This is a genomic window from Antarctobacter sp. (genome assembly GCF_048262615.1).
In the GTDB taxonomy this organism is placed as follows: Bacteria; Pseudomonadota; Alphaproteobacteria; order Rhodobacterales; family Rhodobacteraceae; genus Antarctobacter.
Genome location: NZ_JBLXFB010000009.1, coordinates 125,325 through 141,554 on the forward strand (window position 1 = coordinate 125,325; position 16,230 = coordinate 141,554).

14 protein-coding genes are annotated in these 16,230 nt (G+C 62.3%); all 14 read right to left on the reverse strand.

Features of this window, described 5'->3' with window-relative positions; genetic code table 11:
• Positions 1 to 144: 144 nt before the first annotated feature.
• Complete coding sequence (locus ACN0S5_RS12135) at positions 145 to 927, reverse strand: SDR family oxidoreductase (protein WP_417208548.1); 783 nt, start codon at positions 925 to 927, stop codon at positions 145 to 147.
• Complete coding sequence (locus ACN0S5_RS12140) at positions 924 to 2,132, reverse strand: aspartate transaminase (protein WP_417208550.1); 1,209 nt, start codon at positions 2,130 to 2,132, stop codon at positions 924 to 926. Before ACN0S5_RS12140 ends, ACN0S5_RS12135 begins: the two co-directional genes overlap by 4 nt.
• Before the next feature lie 450 nt (positions 2,133 to 2,582).
• Complete coding sequence (locus ACN0S5_RS12145) at positions 2,583 to 3,554, reverse strand: ABC transporter ATP-binding protein (RefSeq protein ID WP_417208551.1); 972 nt, start codon at positions 3,552 to 3,554, stop codon at positions 2,583 to 2,585.
• Positions 3,551 to 4,549, reverse strand: coding sequence for an ABC transporter ATP-binding protein (locus ACN0S5_RS12150; RefSeq protein WP_417208552.1), 999 nt, complete (start codon positions 4,547 to 4,549; stop codon positions 3,551 to 3,553). Before ACN0S5_RS12150 ends, ACN0S5_RS12145 begins: the two co-directional genes overlap by 4 nt.
• Positions 4,549 to 5,424, reverse strand: a complete 876-nt coding sequence (locus tag ACN0S5_RS12155; protein WP_417208553.1) for an ABC transporter permease — start codon at positions 5,422 to 5,424, stop codon at positions 4,549 to 4,551. The genes ACN0S5_RS12150 and ACN0S5_RS12155 overlap by 1 nt, the downstream gene beginning before the upstream one ends.
• Before the next feature lie 4 nt (positions 5,425 to 5,428).
• Positions 5,429 to 6,346, reverse strand: a complete 918-nt coding sequence (locus ACN0S5_RS12160) for an ABC transporter permease (RefSeq protein ID WP_417208554.1) — start codon at positions 6,344 to 6,346, stop codon at positions 5,429 to 5,431.
• A gap of 54 nt (positions 6,347 to 6,400) precedes the next feature.
• Positions 6,401 to 8,020: an ABC transporter substrate-binding protein gene (locus ACN0S5_RS12165; RefSeq protein ID WP_417208555.1), complete on the reverse strand. Its 1,620-nt coding sequence runs from the start codon at positions 8,018 to 8,020 to the stop codon at positions 6,401 to 6,403.
• A gap of 255 nt (positions 8,021 to 8,275) precedes the next feature.
• Positions 8,276 to 8,977 (reverse strand): HpcH/HpaI aldolase family protein, encoded by a 702-nt coding sequence (locus ACN0S5_RS12170; RefSeq protein WP_417208556.1) that lies wholly within the window; start codon positions 8,975 to 8,977, stop codon positions 8,276 to 8,278.
• Entirely contained in the window at positions 8,974 to 9,798 is an 825-nt protein-coding gene (locus ACN0S5_RS12175; RefSeq protein ID WP_417208557.1) for an SDR family oxidoreductase, read from the reverse strand. Before ACN0S5_RS12175 ends, ACN0S5_RS12170 begins: the two co-directional genes overlap by 4 nt.
• Entirely contained in the window at positions 9,798 to 11,462 is a 1,665-nt protein-coding gene (locus ACN0S5_RS12180; RefSeq protein WP_417208559.1) for a hydantoinase B/oxoprolinase family protein, read from the reverse strand. Before ACN0S5_RS12180 ends, ACN0S5_RS12175 begins: the two co-directional genes overlap by 1 nt.
• A 2-nt stretch (positions 11,463 to 11,464) precedes the next feature.
• Positions 11,465 to 13,540 carry a hydantoinase/oxoprolinase family protein gene (locus tag ACN0S5_RS12185; protein ID WP_417208560.1) on the reverse strand — a complete coding sequence of 692 codons (2,076 nt, stop codon included), beginning with the start codon at positions 13,538 to 13,540 and terminating at the stop codon, positions 11,465 to 11,467.
• 148 nt (positions 13,541 to 13,688) lie between these two features.
• Positions 13,689 to 14,447 (reverse strand): ABC transporter ATP-binding protein, encoded by a 759-nt coding sequence (locus tag ACN0S5_RS12190; RefSeq protein ID WP_417208561.1) that lies wholly within the window; start codon positions 14,445 to 14,447, stop codon positions 13,689 to 13,691.
• Positions 14,437 to 15,210 carry an ABC transporter ATP-binding protein gene (locus tag ACN0S5_RS12195; protein WP_417208562.1) on the reverse strand — a complete coding sequence of 258 codons (774 nt, stop codon included), beginning with the start codon at positions 15,208 to 15,210 and terminating at the stop codon, positions 14,437 to 14,439. The genes ACN0S5_RS12190 and ACN0S5_RS12195 overlap by 11 nt, the downstream gene beginning before the upstream one ends.
• The gene (locus ACN0S5_RS12200; RefSeq protein ID WP_417208563.1) at positions 15,207 to 16,220 is read right to left on the reverse strand and encodes a branched-chain amino acid ABC transporter permease; all 1,014 of its coding nucleotides are present in this window, start codon (positions 16,218 to 16,220) and stop codon (positions 15,207 to 15,209) included. Before ACN0S5_RS12200 ends, ACN0S5_RS12195 begins: the two co-directional genes overlap by 4 nt.
• Between the last annotated feature and the right edge of the window lie 10 nt (positions 16,221 to 16,230).

Here is a 16,230-nt window from a genome sequence, read left to right on the forward strand (position 1 = left end):
AGAGTGCCTTGTTCGTGCCTTCGCATCAGCGGCAGGATCGCATGATGGTGCAGGGCAGTTTCGTCGCGGGACGACGGGTGTAGCGCCTCTCCGGCGATGGCCATGCCACAGCCGGACACAGCGATGGTGACAAGGGGGCCGGGTTCAAAGGGAGACGCTGATTGCGCCGTCGACATAGAGAACATGGCCATTCACAAAGCTGGCGGAATTCGAGGCAAGGAAGACGCAAGCGCCGACCAGTTCCTCGGTCTTGCCCCAACGGCCCGCAGGCGTGCGTTTTTCGAGCCAGGACGTGAACTCGGGATCGCCGACAAGGGCCGCATTCAGCGGCGTGTCGAAATAACCGGGCGCGATGGCGTTGCATTGCAGGCCGTGCCGCGCCCAGTCCGTGGCCATACCCTTGGTCAGGTTGCCAACCGCACCTTTGGTCGCGGTGTAGGGCGCGATGCCGGGCCGCGCGAGCGCAGTCTGGACCGAACAGATGTTGATGATCTTGCCCGCTTTCCGCCGGATCATGTGACGCGCAACGGCCTGTCCCACATGAAACACCGATGCGATATTTGTCTGCATCAGCGCATTGAAACGCTCAGGCGGAAAATCCTCCAACGGGGCGCGATGCTGCATCCCTGCATTGTTCACCAGAATATCGATAGCGCCGTTTTCCCGCTCGAAACCATTGATGGCCTCTTGCACCGCGTCATGGTCTGTCACGTCGAAAACGAGACTGTCGATATCGGAGTCCGGCAGGGTGTCGCGCAAGGTCGTGCAGGCCGCCGCGACCCGCTCTGCGTTGCGCCCGTTCAGCACCACGGCCGCCCCCGCCTGCGCAAGCCCCCGCGCCAGCGTCAATCCGATCCCCTGCGAAGATCCGGTCACAAGCGCACGCTTGCCCGCCAGCCCGAACATCTGTGCAAGCGTGCCGGTCATGACAGCGCCTTGCAGGCTTTTTCGATCCGCGCGCAGCCGTCTTCGAGGATGTCCATGGAGGTTGCCGTGGAGATGCGGAAATGCGGCTCGAGTCCGTAGGCCCCGCCATGGATTGATGCCACGCCCGCCGTTTCCAGAAGGTAGATGACAAAATCCAGATCGTTTTCGATCACTTTTCCTTCGGGCGTCGTCTTGCCGATCACCCCGGCACAGTTCGGATACAGATAAAAGGCCCCGTCCGGCCTGACGCAACTCAGGCCGTCGATCGCGTTCAGCCGCTCCCAGGTTTTCTCACAGCGGTCCCGGTAGACCTGCACCGTCGCCTCGACACTGGACTGATCGCCCGTCAGCGCCGCCGCCGCCGCAGCCTGACTGATCGAGGACGGGCAGGACGACGATTGGGATTGCAGCTTGTTGATCGCGTCGATCAGCACCTTGGGACCGGAGGCGTAACCGATCCGCCAGCCCGTCATGGCGTAGGACTTTGACACACCGTTGACCACCAGCGCCCGACCCGCCAGTTCCGGCATGACCGAGGCAATGCTCTGAACCGGGAAATCGGCGTACCAGATACGGTCGTAGATCTCATCGCACAGCACCATGACATGAGGATGCCGCAACAAGACCTCGCCCAAGGCGCGCAGCTCGGCGGCGGTATAGGCGACGCCGGTCGGGTTGGAGGGAGAGTTCAGCACGACCCAGCGCGTTGCCGGAGTGATTGCGGCCTCAAGTGCCTCGGCGGTAAGCTTGAATCGGGCGGCCTCATCGCAACGCACGATCACCGGCGTGCCGCCGTTGGCCACAACCATGTCGGGATACGACACCCAATAGGGGGCCGGAATAATGACTTCGTCCCCGCTCTCGACGGTTGCGGTCAGCGCAAGAAACAGAATCTGCTTGGCCCCTCCCCCGACGCAGATCGCATCCAGAGCGCAATCAATGCCAAGCCGGGTGGAATAGTCGTGCTGGATCGCCTTGCGCAACGCAATTGTCCCGTTCACCGGCGTGTACTTGGTTTCTCCGGCACGGATCGCGGCGATGGCGACCTCCTTGATGGCCTCTGGCGTGTCGAAGTCCGGCTCACCCACCGTCAGATCAACGATGTCACGGCCTTCGGCCTTCAGGTCGCGAGCCTTCTGGGCAGCGACCGTGCTTGGGGATACACGTATGTCGGTGACGCGACGGGCGATTTTGACACTGGTCATGACAGCCTCCGTTTCCTGCATGTCTTGGTTCTCGCAGGCAGCCTACAGCGCATCGGCTGGCGCTCGCTCCGTCCGAGTTGGTCTAGGGCCATAGTGAAATCCGATGGAGCAGGCCCGCCCAGACACCGGACATCAAAAGCGGGTCCGGACGCCAAAAATCGGGCGCGTGACCACGGGTTATCCGACATGCGCACCACGGGAGAGGGCGGCAAACCGTCGATCACGCGCGATGCGTGGTGAAATATTTTTTTGAATGGTGCTGACACTGGCGCGGGCCAGTTTCGCCACCTCAAGGCCGGTTTCTGGCGCTGGTCAGACCCCGTGAATTGCAAAGGCGGACGCGGTCCCCGGCCAAACGGCTTTGGTTCTGGCCGGGGACCGCACAAAAGAAATTTGCCCGCTGATCGCGATGCCCGCCGTGCTATTTCGCGCGTCACGGCATTGGATGGGCTAGGCCGTTGTTCCCCAGTCAAACCCGCGATGACACGCGAGACTGACCCCGTTTTCCGGCCCTTGCGCCTCGGGACGGTCACTTTGGCAAACCTCGCCGAGGCAGAGATGACAACGCGGATGAAAGGCGCAGCCGTCCGGTGGCGACAATGGCGACGGGATTTCGCCTTCGAGCACGATCTCGGTATCCGGCATCGACGGGTGGCTTGGCAGCGCTGCGGAAAACAGGGCCTTGGTGTATGGATGCTGAGGCGCGGAAAATATCTGTTCCGACGGTCCATATTCGACGATGCGGCCCAGATACATCACCGCAACCCAATCGGCGAGATAGCGCGTGGTGGCAAGATCATGCGCCACCAACAGGTAACTGACGCCGAGTTCGTCCTGCAAATCCTTGAAGAGGTTCATGATCTGCGACCGGATCGAAACATCAAGTGCCGACACCGGCTCGTCCAGCACGATGAGTTCAGGCTTTGACACCAGGGCGCTGGCAATGGCGATGCGCTGACGTTGACCGCCCGAAAACTCATGCGGGAAATTTCGGGCCTGATCGGCGCGCAGACCGACCGCATCCAGCACCTCGTGCACACGCCGGTCGATTTCCTTTCGGCTGAGCCGCTGTGTCGCTTCCAGCGGTTCGGCCACGATATCGCGTACCCGCATCCGTGGGCTGAGCGAGGCCCAGGGGTCCTGAAAAACCGCCTGCACCTTGGCGCGGTAGTTGCGCAAACGTGCGCCGCGCAGCCCGTGCACGTCCTCGCCGTCCACCAGAACCTGACCGGAGGTCGGCGCGTCGAGCCGCAGGATAAGCTTGGTTGTCGTGGTCTTGCCACAGCCCGACTCGCCCACAAGGGCAAGGGTCTGGCCTGCCGGAACCTCGAAATTCAGGCCCTCGACGGCGCGCACGTGACGATTGTTTCCCACGGGAAAGCTGCGCGACAGATCGCGGACTTGCAAGATGGGTCGGGTCATTTGGCCTCCGGTTTCCAGCAGCGGGCCCAGTGCTCGCGGCCATCTGGCTCTGTGCTGTCGATCACCGGCGGCTCCTGCGTGCGGCAGCGGTCGTCGGCAAAAGCGCAGCGCGGCGAGAATTTGCAGCCCTTGGGCCGGTCCCACAGCGGCGGCGGCGTGCCGCTGATCGAAGGCAGGCGCCCCTGCTGGCCATGCAACTTCGGTACCGAGTCAAGCAGCGCGCGGGTATAGGGATGGCCGGGTTTGTCAAAGATGCGATCGACCGGGCCGGTTTCGACAATCTGGCCGGCATACATCACCGCCAGCCGGTGACAGACCTTGGCGACGATGCCGAAATCATGGGTGATAAAGATGATCCCCATGCCGGTTTCGCGCTGCAATTGCTGCAACAGCCGGATGTATTGCGCCTGCACCGTCACGTCGAGCGAGGTGGTCGGCTCATCGGCGATGATGACATCCGGCCCGCAGGAGATCGCCACCGCACCCACCGCGCGCTGGCGCATGCCGCCGCTCATCTGGTGGGGATAGGCGTCGATCCGGTGTTCCGGCGCCGCCACCCGCACCTTGCGCAGCATGTCGATGGCTTTTTCACGCAGCGACCGGCGCGGCGTGTCGGTGTGCAGTTCCAGGGCCTCGATGATCTGGCGGCCCACCGTAAATGACGGGTTGAGCGAGGTCTGCGGATCTTGCAGGATCATAGAGATCTTGCGGCCACGGATCTTGCGCATCTCTTCTTCCGAAAGGCCCAACAGGTCGATGCCGTCCAGCACCACTTCGCCTTCGGACACCCGCGCCGCCGGTTTCGGCACCAGCCGCAGCAGCGACAACCCGGTCAGGCTCTTGCCGCTTCCGCTTTCCCCGACAAGGCCCAGTGTCTCGCCGCGTTTCAGATGCAGGCTGACCCGGTCGACGGCGACAAACTCACCACGCTTGTTCGAGATTGTCGTGGTCAGGTCGCGCACGTCCAGAACGGTGTCTGTGTCCATATCCTTCATTATCGCATCTGCCTCGTCTTGGGGTCGAGACGATTGCGCAGCCAATCGCCAAAGAGGTTCACCGAAAGCACCACCAAGAGGATGGTCAGCCCCGGAAAAAATGAAATCCACCAGGCCGAGACGATCAGTTCGCGCCCGTCGGCCACCAGGATGCCCCATGTCGGCGTCGGGCGCGGAATGCCGATGCCGAGAAAACTCAACGAGGCTTCGAGCGAGATCACAATCCCGACCTGGAGTGTGGCCAGCACGACAACGGTGTTCAGCACATTGGGAAAGATGTGTCTGCGAAGGATCTTGAAATGTGACGAACCCGCGACGCGCGCCCGTGCCACAAAATCGCGCTCGCGCAGCGACAGAACTTCGGCACGGACCTGACGCGCGAAATAGGCCCATAGCACAAAGACGACGACAGTGATCACCGACTGGAAACTGGGCCCGAACATCGCCGCCAGCGCCAGTGCCAAAAGAATCGCCGGCAGCGCCAGAGAGATGTCCACCAGCCGCATGATGATCGTGTCCGTCCACCCGCGCGCATATCCGGCGACCAGGCCAAGACTGCTGCCGATCACCACGCCCGCCACAATGCCCGTGGCCGAAATCGACATCGCATACCAGGCACCATGCATGGTTCGGCTCAGGATGTCGCGGCCCAGCCGGTCAGTGCCCAGAACGTGGGTCCAGTCTCCGCCAAAGAACACCGGGGGCTGGAGACGCGACCGCATGTCGATTTCCATCGGCCCGTAAGGCGCGAGGTACGTCGCAAAGAAGCCGGGTATGATCAGCACCAGCAGGATGATTGCCATGGGCACCAACGGCCAGCTGCGCGCCTCGGCCCAGAACCGCGATGAGGGAAATATGCGGCGCGGTTCGGGCATGGCATCAGGTCCGGACACGGGGGTCGATATAGGCATTGAGGATATCCACCAGAAAGTTCGATACGATGTAGATGACAGCGAAGACCACGACGACGGCCTGCACCACGGGAAAGTCGCGGGCGCGGATCGCCTCAATCGCGACCCAGCCGAGACCGGGCCAAGAGAACACGGTCTCGATGGTGACAGAGCCGGTGAGAACCGAACCGGCCAGCACGCCGAAATAGGTCAGCGGCACCACGGCGGCATTGCGCAGGGCATGGACCCAGACCACCCGCCGCTCACTCACGCCCTTGACGCGGGCCAGCTTGATGTATTCTTCGTCCAGCACTTCCAGCATGGCGGACCGGGTCAGACGGCTAAGCGCGGCAATCTGGAACCAGGCCATTGCGATCGCCGGAAGGATCACATGCTTCCAGCTGCCAGAGCCGGACGTCGGCAGCAATTGCAGGGCAACCGCAAAGAACCAGATCAACAGGATGGCAAACCAGAATTGCGGCACCGACTGACCGAAAAGCGAGAACAGTTGCGCGCCCTTGTCGACGGGACCGTCTTTCTTCATCGCCGCCATCACCCCAAGCGGGATGGCAACCACCACCGACAGCGCGACAGCGACGCCCCCCAGAAACAGCGTCTGCGGGAACCGGTCGAGCACCACGCCCATGGCGGAAAAGCCGCGCCATTTCAGGGACTCGCCAAAATCACCGACCAGGGCGTTTTGTAGAAAAGTGACATACTGAACCGCCAGCGGCTGATCGAGGCCCCAGGCGCGCACAAGCGCATCGATCTGCTCTTGTGTCGCATCCTGCGGCAAAAGCGCGTCGACCGGGCTGCCCGACATGTGGGTCAGGGCAAAGACCATCATGGTGATCACCAGAATGGCGGCCAGACTTTCGACGAACCTTATGCAGATATACTTCTTCATCAACCGCTCCTTCAGGACGAGGCGGCCCGCGTGAGGCCGCCTCTGGACACCGATTTACTCGGCGGTTTCGATCAGGTGGTAGTGGCTCAGCCCACTGGAAGTCGAGCCGGGGAATTGCCAACCCTTGATGGTTTCGGGGTTCACGGTCACTTCCGCAAAGATTTTAGCCAGCGGGATATGAGTGTACTCGTCATAGAGCATGGTGAAAATTTCCGAGGCCAGCGCGTCGCGCTCTTCCATGTCGGTCGAGGCGGCGAGCTTGTCAAAGAGCGCATTGACTTCCGGATCGTCGACATAGGCGGTCGGGCGGTTCACCTTCGAAAAATAGACCTGCAAGCCGATCTGCGCCGGACGGATCGGTGCGTTGCGTACCGGCATGATCCATGGCGCATTGCGGGCGCGCCGTGCAGCAAGGATCGAGGCACCGTCCATTTCGCGCATCTCGGTCTGAAGCCCGACCGATTCAAAGAAGGCCTGCGCCAATTCCGAGATCAGCGGGAACTCCGGGTTGCCGGGCAACGAGGTCAGGATGATCGGAATAACCGGATCGTCGAAAGCATCCGGATAACCGGCCTCTGCCAAAAGCGCGATGGCGCGCTCGGGATCATAGCCATAGGCCGCCGGAAAGTTCTCGGCCAACTCTGCGGTGTACCCTTCATACTGCTCATCCATGGTGAAGACCGGCAGCATTGAGGCGCGTCCGGAATAGAGCACGTCCATCATCTGTTCGCGATCCAGTGCCCGGTTCATCGCTTCGCGCACCCGGACATCTTCCCACGGCAGGCCCTTTGGCAATTCGCCGCCGTCGGGATCGGTATAGAGCGCGCCAAAGACCATCGCGGTCTGGCTGGCCCCCTGGGTAGAGCCGATGATCTCAAAGCCAGCATCCAGAGCCTGCGGTTGAAGCTCGCGCGGAAGGCTGACGATATCGGCTTCTTTGGAAAGAAGCATCGCAAGCTTTGTCGCCGCCTCACCGACGAAGCGGATCGAAAGTGTGTCGTAGTCGGCGCTTTTGCCCGACCAATGGTCATCCACTGTCGAAAAGGTCATACCCTGACCCAGTTCAGTGCCCTCGTAGACAAAGGGGGAGGAGCCAGCGGGCTTGGTCTTGTATCCGTCCAGTCCCTCGGCATCGAACTGTGCCTTCGAGTAGATCGCAAGCACGCCGCGACCGGCCAGCAGGAACAGGAAATCGGCCTGCGGCGCATCGAAGTCGAAGCGGACGGTATGGTCGTCCACCGCTGTCACGGTGGCCGCACGCAGGTTTCCGATACCGCTGAGACGGCTGTCCTCGCCGGTGTGCAGCTCAAAGCTGTGCACCACGTCGGCGGCGGTCACCTTGCCCCAGCCGCCGCTGAACTCTGCGTCAGGCTTCAGCTTGAACGTCCACGAGGTCAAATCCGCGTTTGCATCCCAGCTTTCCGCCAGGCCACTGTTGTCGAACTTTCCGGTTGCCGGATCGTTGCCCACAAGTCCCTGCAAGGAGGGCAGCATGAAAGCACCTTCTGTTTCCCAGTACAGTGTGCTTTCCGAGGCAATCGGATCCATGACCACGGTGACTTCCTGCGCCATGGCGGAAAGCGCCATGGTCGAAGTCAGCGCAGTGGCCGTGACAAGCCTGCGGAGTGTTCCGCCCAGCCGTCCCTTGGATTGGTGTGTCATGATGTTGCGCACGTCGGACTCCCTGTTTTTTTGAGTGTAACTCATCTGCCCGGAAACCCCGACAAGGCCGGAAATCGAGCTGATGACCTAGCGTAGGGGGGGGCTTGAAGAACGGCCAGAATAGCTTCGGCATGGGGCCATTGAAGAAACTTATGGGCGGTTTTTGTATTCCATTTCAACCGCTTGAACAAAACGCGACCCAAGGCCAAAACCTTGAGTCGCTGAAAATCCCCGGACCGGGTCGTCTGCCCGCGACCGCCCCTGCAATCAAGAGGCGATCAACCCCTTCATCTTTTCCAAACCGGCCTTCAGGAATGGGTCGGAATGGATGTAGAGGAACTGCGCGCCCTTGCCGGTGAAATGGGCGATGTCGACCTCGCGTACCAGCGTGCCGGTGGCCAGCCCCGCCGCGCGGGTCTTGGCAAAGACCTCTTCGATGGCTTCGACCACCTCTTTTGGACGCGGCTCACCTGCGGGCAGCGCGGGCGAATAGCCCATGTTCTGTGACAGGTCCGAAGGGCCGACAAAGAACACGTCGACACCGTCGACCTTCAGCATGTCATCCAGATTGCCGACCGCCTCGGGCGTTTCGATCATGCAGACGACCAGACGGTTTTCGTAGGAGGTCGGCAGCGCATACCGCACCGCATCGACGATTGCCGCCGTCTGCTCGGCGGTGTCGACCATCGGGACCATCAGCCCGTCGGCGCCAGCGTTCAGGTAACGGATCATCAGCGGTCGCTCATGCGAATGCGGCCGCACGATTCCGGCCCCGCCGACCGAACGGGCGATCTGGGCATGGCTGCGGATGTCGTCATGGCTCCACATCCCGTGTTCGCAATCGAGAAACAAGGCATCGGCACCCAGTTCGGTCATCCGCTGCGCCAGCCCCGAAGACACATGGTGCGTGTTCAGCATGGTCAGGGTTTCACCCGCTTTCAGGCGGGCGCGAAGTTTTGCGCCGTTCATTGGCCGCCCTCCCGGAATTTCGGCGGCAGGTCCGGCAGGTCCGAAGGCGCGCCTTGCCAGCGGGCGATTTCCAGATCCTCGGAAATGTCGCGCTGGAACGTCGGGCAGATATGCAGTTCAGGCACCGTCGCCCGAGGCGGCAGCGACACACACATCAGCACCGCGGCGGCCACGTCCTCTGCCGCCAGCATCCGCGCGCGTTCCTGCCCGCTGGGCGGTCGGGCACGGTTGTTCAGGATCGGGGTATCGGCCTCGCCCGGCAGCACGCAGATCGACCGGATACCTTGGTGGCGATAGGTATTGTGCATGAATCCCATAAAATTGCGCACCCCGGCCTTTGCCGCACCATAGGCCGCCCCGCCCAGCAGATTGGGATTCACAGCCGCCAGAGAGGACACGGTGATGATGGTTCCTTCGCCCTTTGCCAGCATCGCCGGAAGCACCGCCTGCGAGAAATTGAAAACCGCCGTGAGGTTGGTGCGGACAGTTGTCTCAAACTCGTCTTCCGGTAGCCAGCGGGCATTAAGAACCTTGCTGGCGCTGCCGGCGTTGTTGATCAGGATCTCTACCGACCGTCCGTCGTCCTCCAACCGCCTGACCAGTGCATCGATTGCATCGCGGTCGGTGATATCCAGCGTTTCGGGACGGGCTTTGCCGCCGGACTTTCCGATCTCTTTGGCCAAGTCCTCTAGCGGACCGGGGCGACGCCCGCACAGGACCACCTCGTGTCCTGCGGCCGCAAGACCCAGCGCTATTTCGCGGCCCATGCCCGAGCCCGCGCCGGTGACAAGAGCCAGTTTTCCGGTGTCAGCCTGTGCCATTATTCTTCCTCCGCTTCATATCCATAGATTTCCGCCGCCGCGCCGGGTGTGACCAACCCCAGTTTGAGGTCGCGCGCCACCAGCGCCCGGTCGCGCTCTGCCGGGTTCCCCCAGCCGCCGCCGCCGGGTGTTTCCAGCGTCAGGCGGTCGCCGCTCTGCAAGGTGATCTTGCCTTTGGGAAACTGCGGCTGGTCGTTCTTCAGAACCTTGCCGATCCGTCCGTCATGACCGCCGACAACTCCGAAACAAGGAATGCGCGTGCGTTCCGAGGCAAGGTAGACCGACATCGGCGTTTCGCCCAAATTGCGCAGCACCGCGCGCTGGCCCAGCCCGCCACGGAATTTGCCCGCCCCGCCGCTGTCGGGGATCAGTTCCTTGCATTCGGTCAGCACCGGCACCACCAGTTCGTACATCTCGACCGCGGTGACCTTGCAATTCGAAGGAAAGGACAGCGTGTCCAGCCCGTCGGAATCCGAACGCCCCCCCTGTCCGCCGTGAAAATTCTGGACCGAACCGTATTGCGTGCCATCGGCGCGCTGGCCGACGCAATTGGCGGCCCAGATCGGCGCGCCGCCGCTGTCGCCAATGACCTCGTCCGGGGCGACCTGCTCCAGCGCCTTGAAGATCATCGAAGGGATGACATGCCCAATCAGGTTGCGAGAGTTACCCGCTGTCCAGGCCTGTGGGTTCAGGATCGACCCCACCGGCGCCTCGTCGGTGAAGGGCACGATGCAGCCTTCGTTGTTGGGCGTCTCGGGATCGAGCAGGCATTTCAACGCATAGGCGGTGTGCGCATAGCGGTAATTGGTGCGGCAGTTGATCGAGTTCAGCACTTGGGCAGATGACCCGGCATAATCGACATGCACGCTGTCGTCTTTCACCTCAACCTCGGCCTTGAGCAGGATGTCGTCGCCGTATCCGTCCAGAGTGACCTCGGACCGGTAGGTGCCGTTCGGCCAGTTGCGGATCGCGGACCGGGTCTGGCGCTCGGACATGTCGTGGATCACGTCGGCCAGCGTGTCGATCTCGTCGAGCCCATATTCATCGAGAAAGCGCAGCAACTCGCGGCCCATCACCTTGTTGGCAGCGACCATGGAGTCAAGATCGCCCTTGACCTCGGTTGGCAACCGCACCGACGCGGCAATCATGTCCAGTACGTCCTGATTGGGCTCGCCCGCCTTGTGCAGTTTGACGATCGGAAAGCGGATACCTTCCTCGAAGATGTCGCTGGCTTCGGAATGCAGCGGCCGGCCACCGATGTCAGGCAGGTGCGCGATGGACCCGGCATAGGCGATGATCCGTCCATTGCGGAAAATCGGCGTGATCATCGTGACGTCGGGCAGATGGCCGGTGCCGATCTCGGGATCGTTGGTCGCCAGCACATCGCCTTCGACCAGCATGTCCGGTGTGAACTTCTTGAGGAAGTATTGCTGGGCGGCGGCGGGCAATGACGAGATGAAGACCGGGATCGACCAGGTGCATTGCGCAAGCGCCCGCCCACGGCTGTCCAGCAGCACGGTGACGTAATCGTGGTTTTCGCGGACAATCGGTGAAAAAGCGGTGCGGCCCAGCACGGTATCGGCCTGGTCGGCGATAAAGATCAGCCGGTTCCACATCACCTGAAGCGTGATCGGGTCGGTCAGGTCGGTTGTCAGTTTCAGCATGCTCATTTCTCCTCGATGTCGATGATCAGGTTGCCCTTTGCATCGACATGCGCCTTGCCTTCGGGGCCCATCACGATGCTGGACTCCCGCTGTTCGATGATTGCCGGACCGTTGAACACCTCGTTCACTGGCAGCGCGTAATGGTCGTAAACCGGGGTATCGACGGTCTCGCCCAAGGTGTCGAAATAGACCTTGCGGTGCCCCTTCAGCGGCTTGGGTCCGACAACTTCGGCCACCGGGCGCTTGGCGCTGGCCTTCTCGCCGCTGACCCGCAACCGCCAGGTCATGATCTCCATGCCCGAGTTTTCAACCTTGCGGCCAAAAAGCTCGATGTAGTGGGCATAGAATCGCGCCTCCAGTTCGGCCAGGAACTGGTCCTCAGGCAGGTCGAGATCAGGCAATACAACGCTGATTTCGTGACCCTGTCCAACGTGGCGCATATCGACACTGTAGCGATAGTCGATGGTTTCCGGCGCGACGCCGGTGGCGATGACCACGTCTTCGCCCTGTTGCGCCAGCCCGGCCAGCATCGACTTGACCGTCGCACCGTCCCATTTCGCCAGCGCCATCGGGCTGGAGGCGGAAACGTCGACCGCGACCGGGGCGATCATGAGTCCCAGGGCAGAGGTGACGCCCGCCCCGGTGGGACAGATGATGCGCGAGATCCCCAGTTTGCGGGCGATGCCATAGGCGTGCACCGGACCGGCCCCCCCAAAAGCCACCATCGGCAGTTGTCGCGGATCGACGCCAAGGTCGGTGGCATGCATGGCGGCGGCTTTTGACATGGCCTCGTTCACCAGGTCATGAATCCCCCATGCGCAACGCTCGCGGCTTACGCCAAGGTCGGCAGCCAGCTTGTCGACCGCCGCGATCGCCGCGTCCTTGGAGACCTTGAAGCTGCCCCCTACAAAGTTTTCCGTCCCCATGTAGCCCAGCACGATATCGGCATCGGTCACGGTCGCCTCGGTGCCGCCGCGCTGGTAGGCCGCCGGTCCGGGCAAGGCACCGGCAGAGCGGGGGCCGACATTGAGCAAGCCCAGCGCATTCTTGGCGGCGATGGACCCGCCGCCCGCCCCGATCTCGATCATGTGGATGGACTGGATTTTCAACGGAAAGCCCGATCCCTTGCGGAAGCGGTGGTAGTGCGCGACCTCAAGCTCGGTGCTGATGGTCGGCTCTCCGTTGGGAATGAGGCACAGCTTCGCCGTGGTGCCGCCCATGTCGAAGGACAGGACGCTGGTCTCACCGGCGATCCGCCCGAATTCGGCTGCGGCCACAGCACCCGCGGCGGGGCCGGACTCGATCAACCGCACCGGCAGTTTGGCAGCGCGCGGGCTGGGCACAAGGCCACCCGACGAGGTCATCCACAGCAGGTCACGGTCGATCCCCCGCTCGCCAAAGGCGCGGGCCAGTTCCTCAACGTGCCGCTCCATCAGGGGACGGGTATAGGCATTGGCAACCGTGGTTGAGGCGCGGTCGAACTCACGCACCTCGGGGCAGACGTCCGACGAAACCGTCACGTAGACATCCGGCGCGGTCTCGGCCAGCAGTTCGCGCACCCGCTGTTCGTGGCGCGGGTATTTGTAGGCATGCAACAGGCAGACCGCGACCGACTTGATGCCGCGTTCGGTCAGTTTCGTGCCCAGTTCCCGGATGCGGTCCTCGTCCAGATCGCGGATCGTCACCCCGGTGGCGGTCAACCGCTCGGGCGCGCCAAAGGTATCGTCGCGGCCGACCAGCGGATCGGGATACTGCAACTTGAGATCATAAAGATCATAGCGCCCTTCGTTCCGGATGCGCAGGATATCCTCGAACCCTTCGGTCGCGATCAACGCGGTTTCCGCACCGCGCCGCTCTAGCACGGCGTTTGTCACAACGGTGGTCGCGCCGAGGATCTGCAAACCGTCGCGGTCGACACTGCCCCGGAAGCGTTCCAGCAGATCGCTGACCCCCTGAATCACCGCGTCCGCCGGGTTCAGCGGGGTCGAAAGCACCTTGTGCAGGTGCAGTTCTCCGCTGTCGTCCAGCAGGGCGAAGTCGGTGAATGTACCGCCGGTATCGAATGCGAGTTTGGCCATGTCGTCTTCCTGATCTCTCTGGCAAAGCCGTCCCTGCCGCGAAAGCCGGTGCCGGTCTTTCGCAGTGTCTGTCAGGTACGGGCGTCGCGCCGTTTCGTTGGATTGACTCTAGCCCCGGCCATCTGTTCGGGGCCAACATCAACAGATTCTAGTCCGATAGCGTTTCGTTATGGCGGGCCTCGCCGCGCAGCCGACCTGTCAGGAACAGGTCGCCCAGTTCCTCGTGCGAGATGCCCGAGGGCTTGCCGTCCCAGATCACCTCTCCCAGCCGCAGGATCACCGCGCGGTCTGCAACTTCCATGGCCTTGCGGGTGTTCTGTTCCACCAGCAAAATGGTCAGCCCTTCGGCCCGCAGCCGCAGCAGTTCCCGAAAGACGACGCCAATGGCCGCCGGCGAAAGCCCGACCGAAGGCTCATCGACCAAAAGCACCTTGGGCCGTTGCAGCACAGCCATGGCAACTTCGAGCAGTTGCTGCTCGCCGCCGGACATATTGCCAGCCAATGTGGCGCGGCGCTCCCTGAGTGCCGGGAACAGGTCGTAGACGTAGTCGCGGTCGGCCTTCACCCCGGAATCGCGGATCGTGTAGGCCGCCATTTCCAGATTTTCCTGCACACTCATCAGCGGGAAGTTGCACCGCCCCTGCGGCACATAGGAAATCCCCTCTGCCAACACCCGGCGCGACGACAGTCCGGCTATCTGTTTGCCGCGCCATTCGATGCATCCGCCCTTGAAAGTGGTCATGCCGAAAATGGTCTTCAGCAGGGTCGATTTCCCGGCCCCGTTCGGCCCCATCAGGGCAACGAATTCACCCTGCGGAATGTCAAGCGTGACGCCGTTCAGGATGTCGAGCGTGGCGTAGCCCGCCCGAAGATCCCGCATGGAAAGAATGTTGTGTTCAGCCGCCAAGGTAAGCCTCCCGTACATCGTCGTTGGCAATGACCTGGGCCGGTGTGCCCTCGCAAAGCTTGCGCCCCCGATCCAGCACGATGACCCGCGAACACAGGCTGGTGACCACGTCGATGTTGTGTTCGATGATCAGAAAGGTGACGCCCATCTTCTGGTTGGCATATTCGATGGTCTCCACCACCTTCTCGATCAGCTTGGGGTTGATGCCGGCCATCGGCTCGTCCAGCATGATCAGCCGCGGATCGGGCATCAGCATCGACGCGAACTGGATCAGTTTTTGCTGGCCGCCAGACAGGTTGCCCGCAGGCATGTGCGCGACATGTTCCAGACCGACCAGTTTGATCAATTCGCGGGCATGTTCTCGCAGTCCCGCGACCTTGGACCGGGTGGCGCGGCCGACGCCGAAGGTCGGCAGCACACCGGAAAAGGTGAACATCTGCCCCGCGATGACAAGGTTTTCTTCGACGTCCAGCTTTTTGAACACCACGGTTTTCTGAAAACTGCGCAGCATCCGGCCCTCGCGGGCGATGCGGTTGAGCGACCATTTCGAAATGTCCTGCCCTTCGAGCGAGACCCTGCCCCGGTCAGGCTCGGCAAGGCCGGTGGTGCAGTCAAAGAAGGTCGACTTCCCCGACCCGTTGGGTCCGATCAGGCCAAGGATCTCACCGTGGTCGATATGCAGGTCGACATTGTCGACGGCCTTGACCGCGCCGTAACTTTTGCTGAGGCCCTTGACGTCCAGTACAGAAACCGCCGCGCTCATGCCGACCCCTCCTTGCGGGTGATACCGCCGATCCGGTCCCAGATCAGGGCGAGATAGGGGGCAAAACCGCGCGGAAAGCGAAAGACCAGCACCAACAGGCAAAAGCCATAGGCGATCATACGCATCTCTGGCGCGACCCGAAGCCCTTCGGAGAGCGCCACAAACAGCACCGACCCAAAGACCACGCCCGAGATCGACCCCGCGCCGCCACCCAGAACGATGATCAGCATCGTCGTGGTATAAAGCGTCTGGAACATCAGCGGGCTCGCGACCGAAATGTACTGTGCGTAAAGCGTGCCACCTGCCCCGGCGAACCCCGCTGCGATCACGAAAGCCGCCAGCCGGTAGCGCCACGTCGGAACCCCCAGCGATTCCGCCAATGTCTCATTCTCGCGGATGGCGACAAGGTTGCGCCCAGCGGGCGAGCGCACGATGAGCCAGAACACAAATGTCGCAAGCGCCGCCGTGGCCAACGCAAGGTAATAGGCTTCCTGCGCGCTTCCGGCCGTCCAGCTCCAGCCGAAAAACGCGACGGTCGGCTTTTCCAGCCCGGACAACCCCATGTCGCCACGGGTCACACTGATCCAGTTTTTGGCGATGGCCTGGGTGATAATGACAAAGCCAAGGGTACACATGACAAAAGAGGTCGCGCGCAGTTGCAACGCGGGGATGCCCAGCGGCACCGCCACCGCCATGGCCACAACCACCGACGCCACGAGGTTGACCGGGAAAGAGGTGCCGAAATGGGTCGACATCAGCGCGGCGCAATAGGCTCCGATCCCGAAAAAGGCGGCCTGCGCCAGCGACAGCATCCCGGTATAGCCGACCAGCAGATTCAGCCCATGTGCCGGGAGCAGAAAGATCATCGCCACCACAAGCGCATGTACCGCATAGGTGCCCAGAAACAGCGGCGCCGAAAGGGCCAGCCCCACCAGCGCCGCCGAAACGGGCCAGCGCAAATCGCGGGTGCGGGGTGTGATCGTACGGGCGAGAGAGTGAGAATTGGTCATCAGTTGGTCC

Excerpts from the sequence above, each read along its gene's own strand:
- ACN0S5_RS12175 (WP_417208557.1), bottom strand. The coding sequence starts at position 9,798 with ATGGCACAGGCTGACACCGGAAAACTGGCTCTTGTCACCGGCGCGGGC.
- ACN0S5_RS12160 (WP_417208554.1), bottom strand. The coding sequence starts at position 6,346 with ATGAAGAAGTATATCTGCATAAGGTTCGTCGAAAGTCTGGCCGCCATT.
- ACN0S5_RS12185 (WP_417208560.1), bottom strand. The coding sequence starts at position 13,540 with ATGGCCAAACTCGCATTCGATACCGGCGGTACATTCACCGACTTCGCC.
- ACN0S5_RS12145 (WP_417208551.1), bottom strand. The coding sequence starts at position 3,554 with ATGACCCGACCCATCTTGCAAGTCCGCGATCTGTCGCGCAGCTTTCCC.
- ACN0S5_RS12155 (WP_417208553.1), bottom strand. The coding sequence starts at position 5,424 with ATGCCCGAACCGCGCCGCATATTTCCCTCATCGCGGTTCTGGGCCGAG.
- ACN0S5_RS12180 (WP_417208559.1), bottom strand. The coding sequence starts at position 11,462 with ATGCTGAAACTGACAACCGACCTGACCGACCCGATCACGCTTCAGGTG.
- ACN0S5_RS12140 (WP_417208550.1), bottom strand. The coding sequence starts at position 2,132 with ATGACCAGTGTCAAAATCGCCCGTCGCGTCACCGACATACGTGTATCC.
- ACN0S5_RS12135 (WP_417208548.1), bottom strand. The coding sequence starts at position 927 with ATGACCGGCACGCTTGCACAGATGTTCGGGCTGGCGGGCAAGCGTGCG.
- ACN0S5_RS12150 (WP_417208552.1), bottom strand. The coding sequence starts at position 4,549 with ATGAAGGATATGGACACAGACACCGTTCTGGACGTGCGCGACCTGACC.
- ACN0S5_RS12200 (WP_417208563.1), bottom strand. The coding sequence starts at position 16,220 with ATGACCAATTCTCACTCTCTCGCCCGTACGATCACACCCCGCACCCGC.
- ACN0S5_RS12170 (WP_417208556.1), bottom strand. The coding sequence starts at position 8,977 with ATGAACGGCGCAAAACTTCGCGCCCGCCTGAAAGCGGGTGAAACCCTG.
- ACN0S5_RS12195 (WP_417208562.1), bottom strand. The coding sequence starts at position 15,210 with ATGAGCGCGGCGGTTTCTGTACTGGACGTCAAGGGCCTCAGCAAAAGT.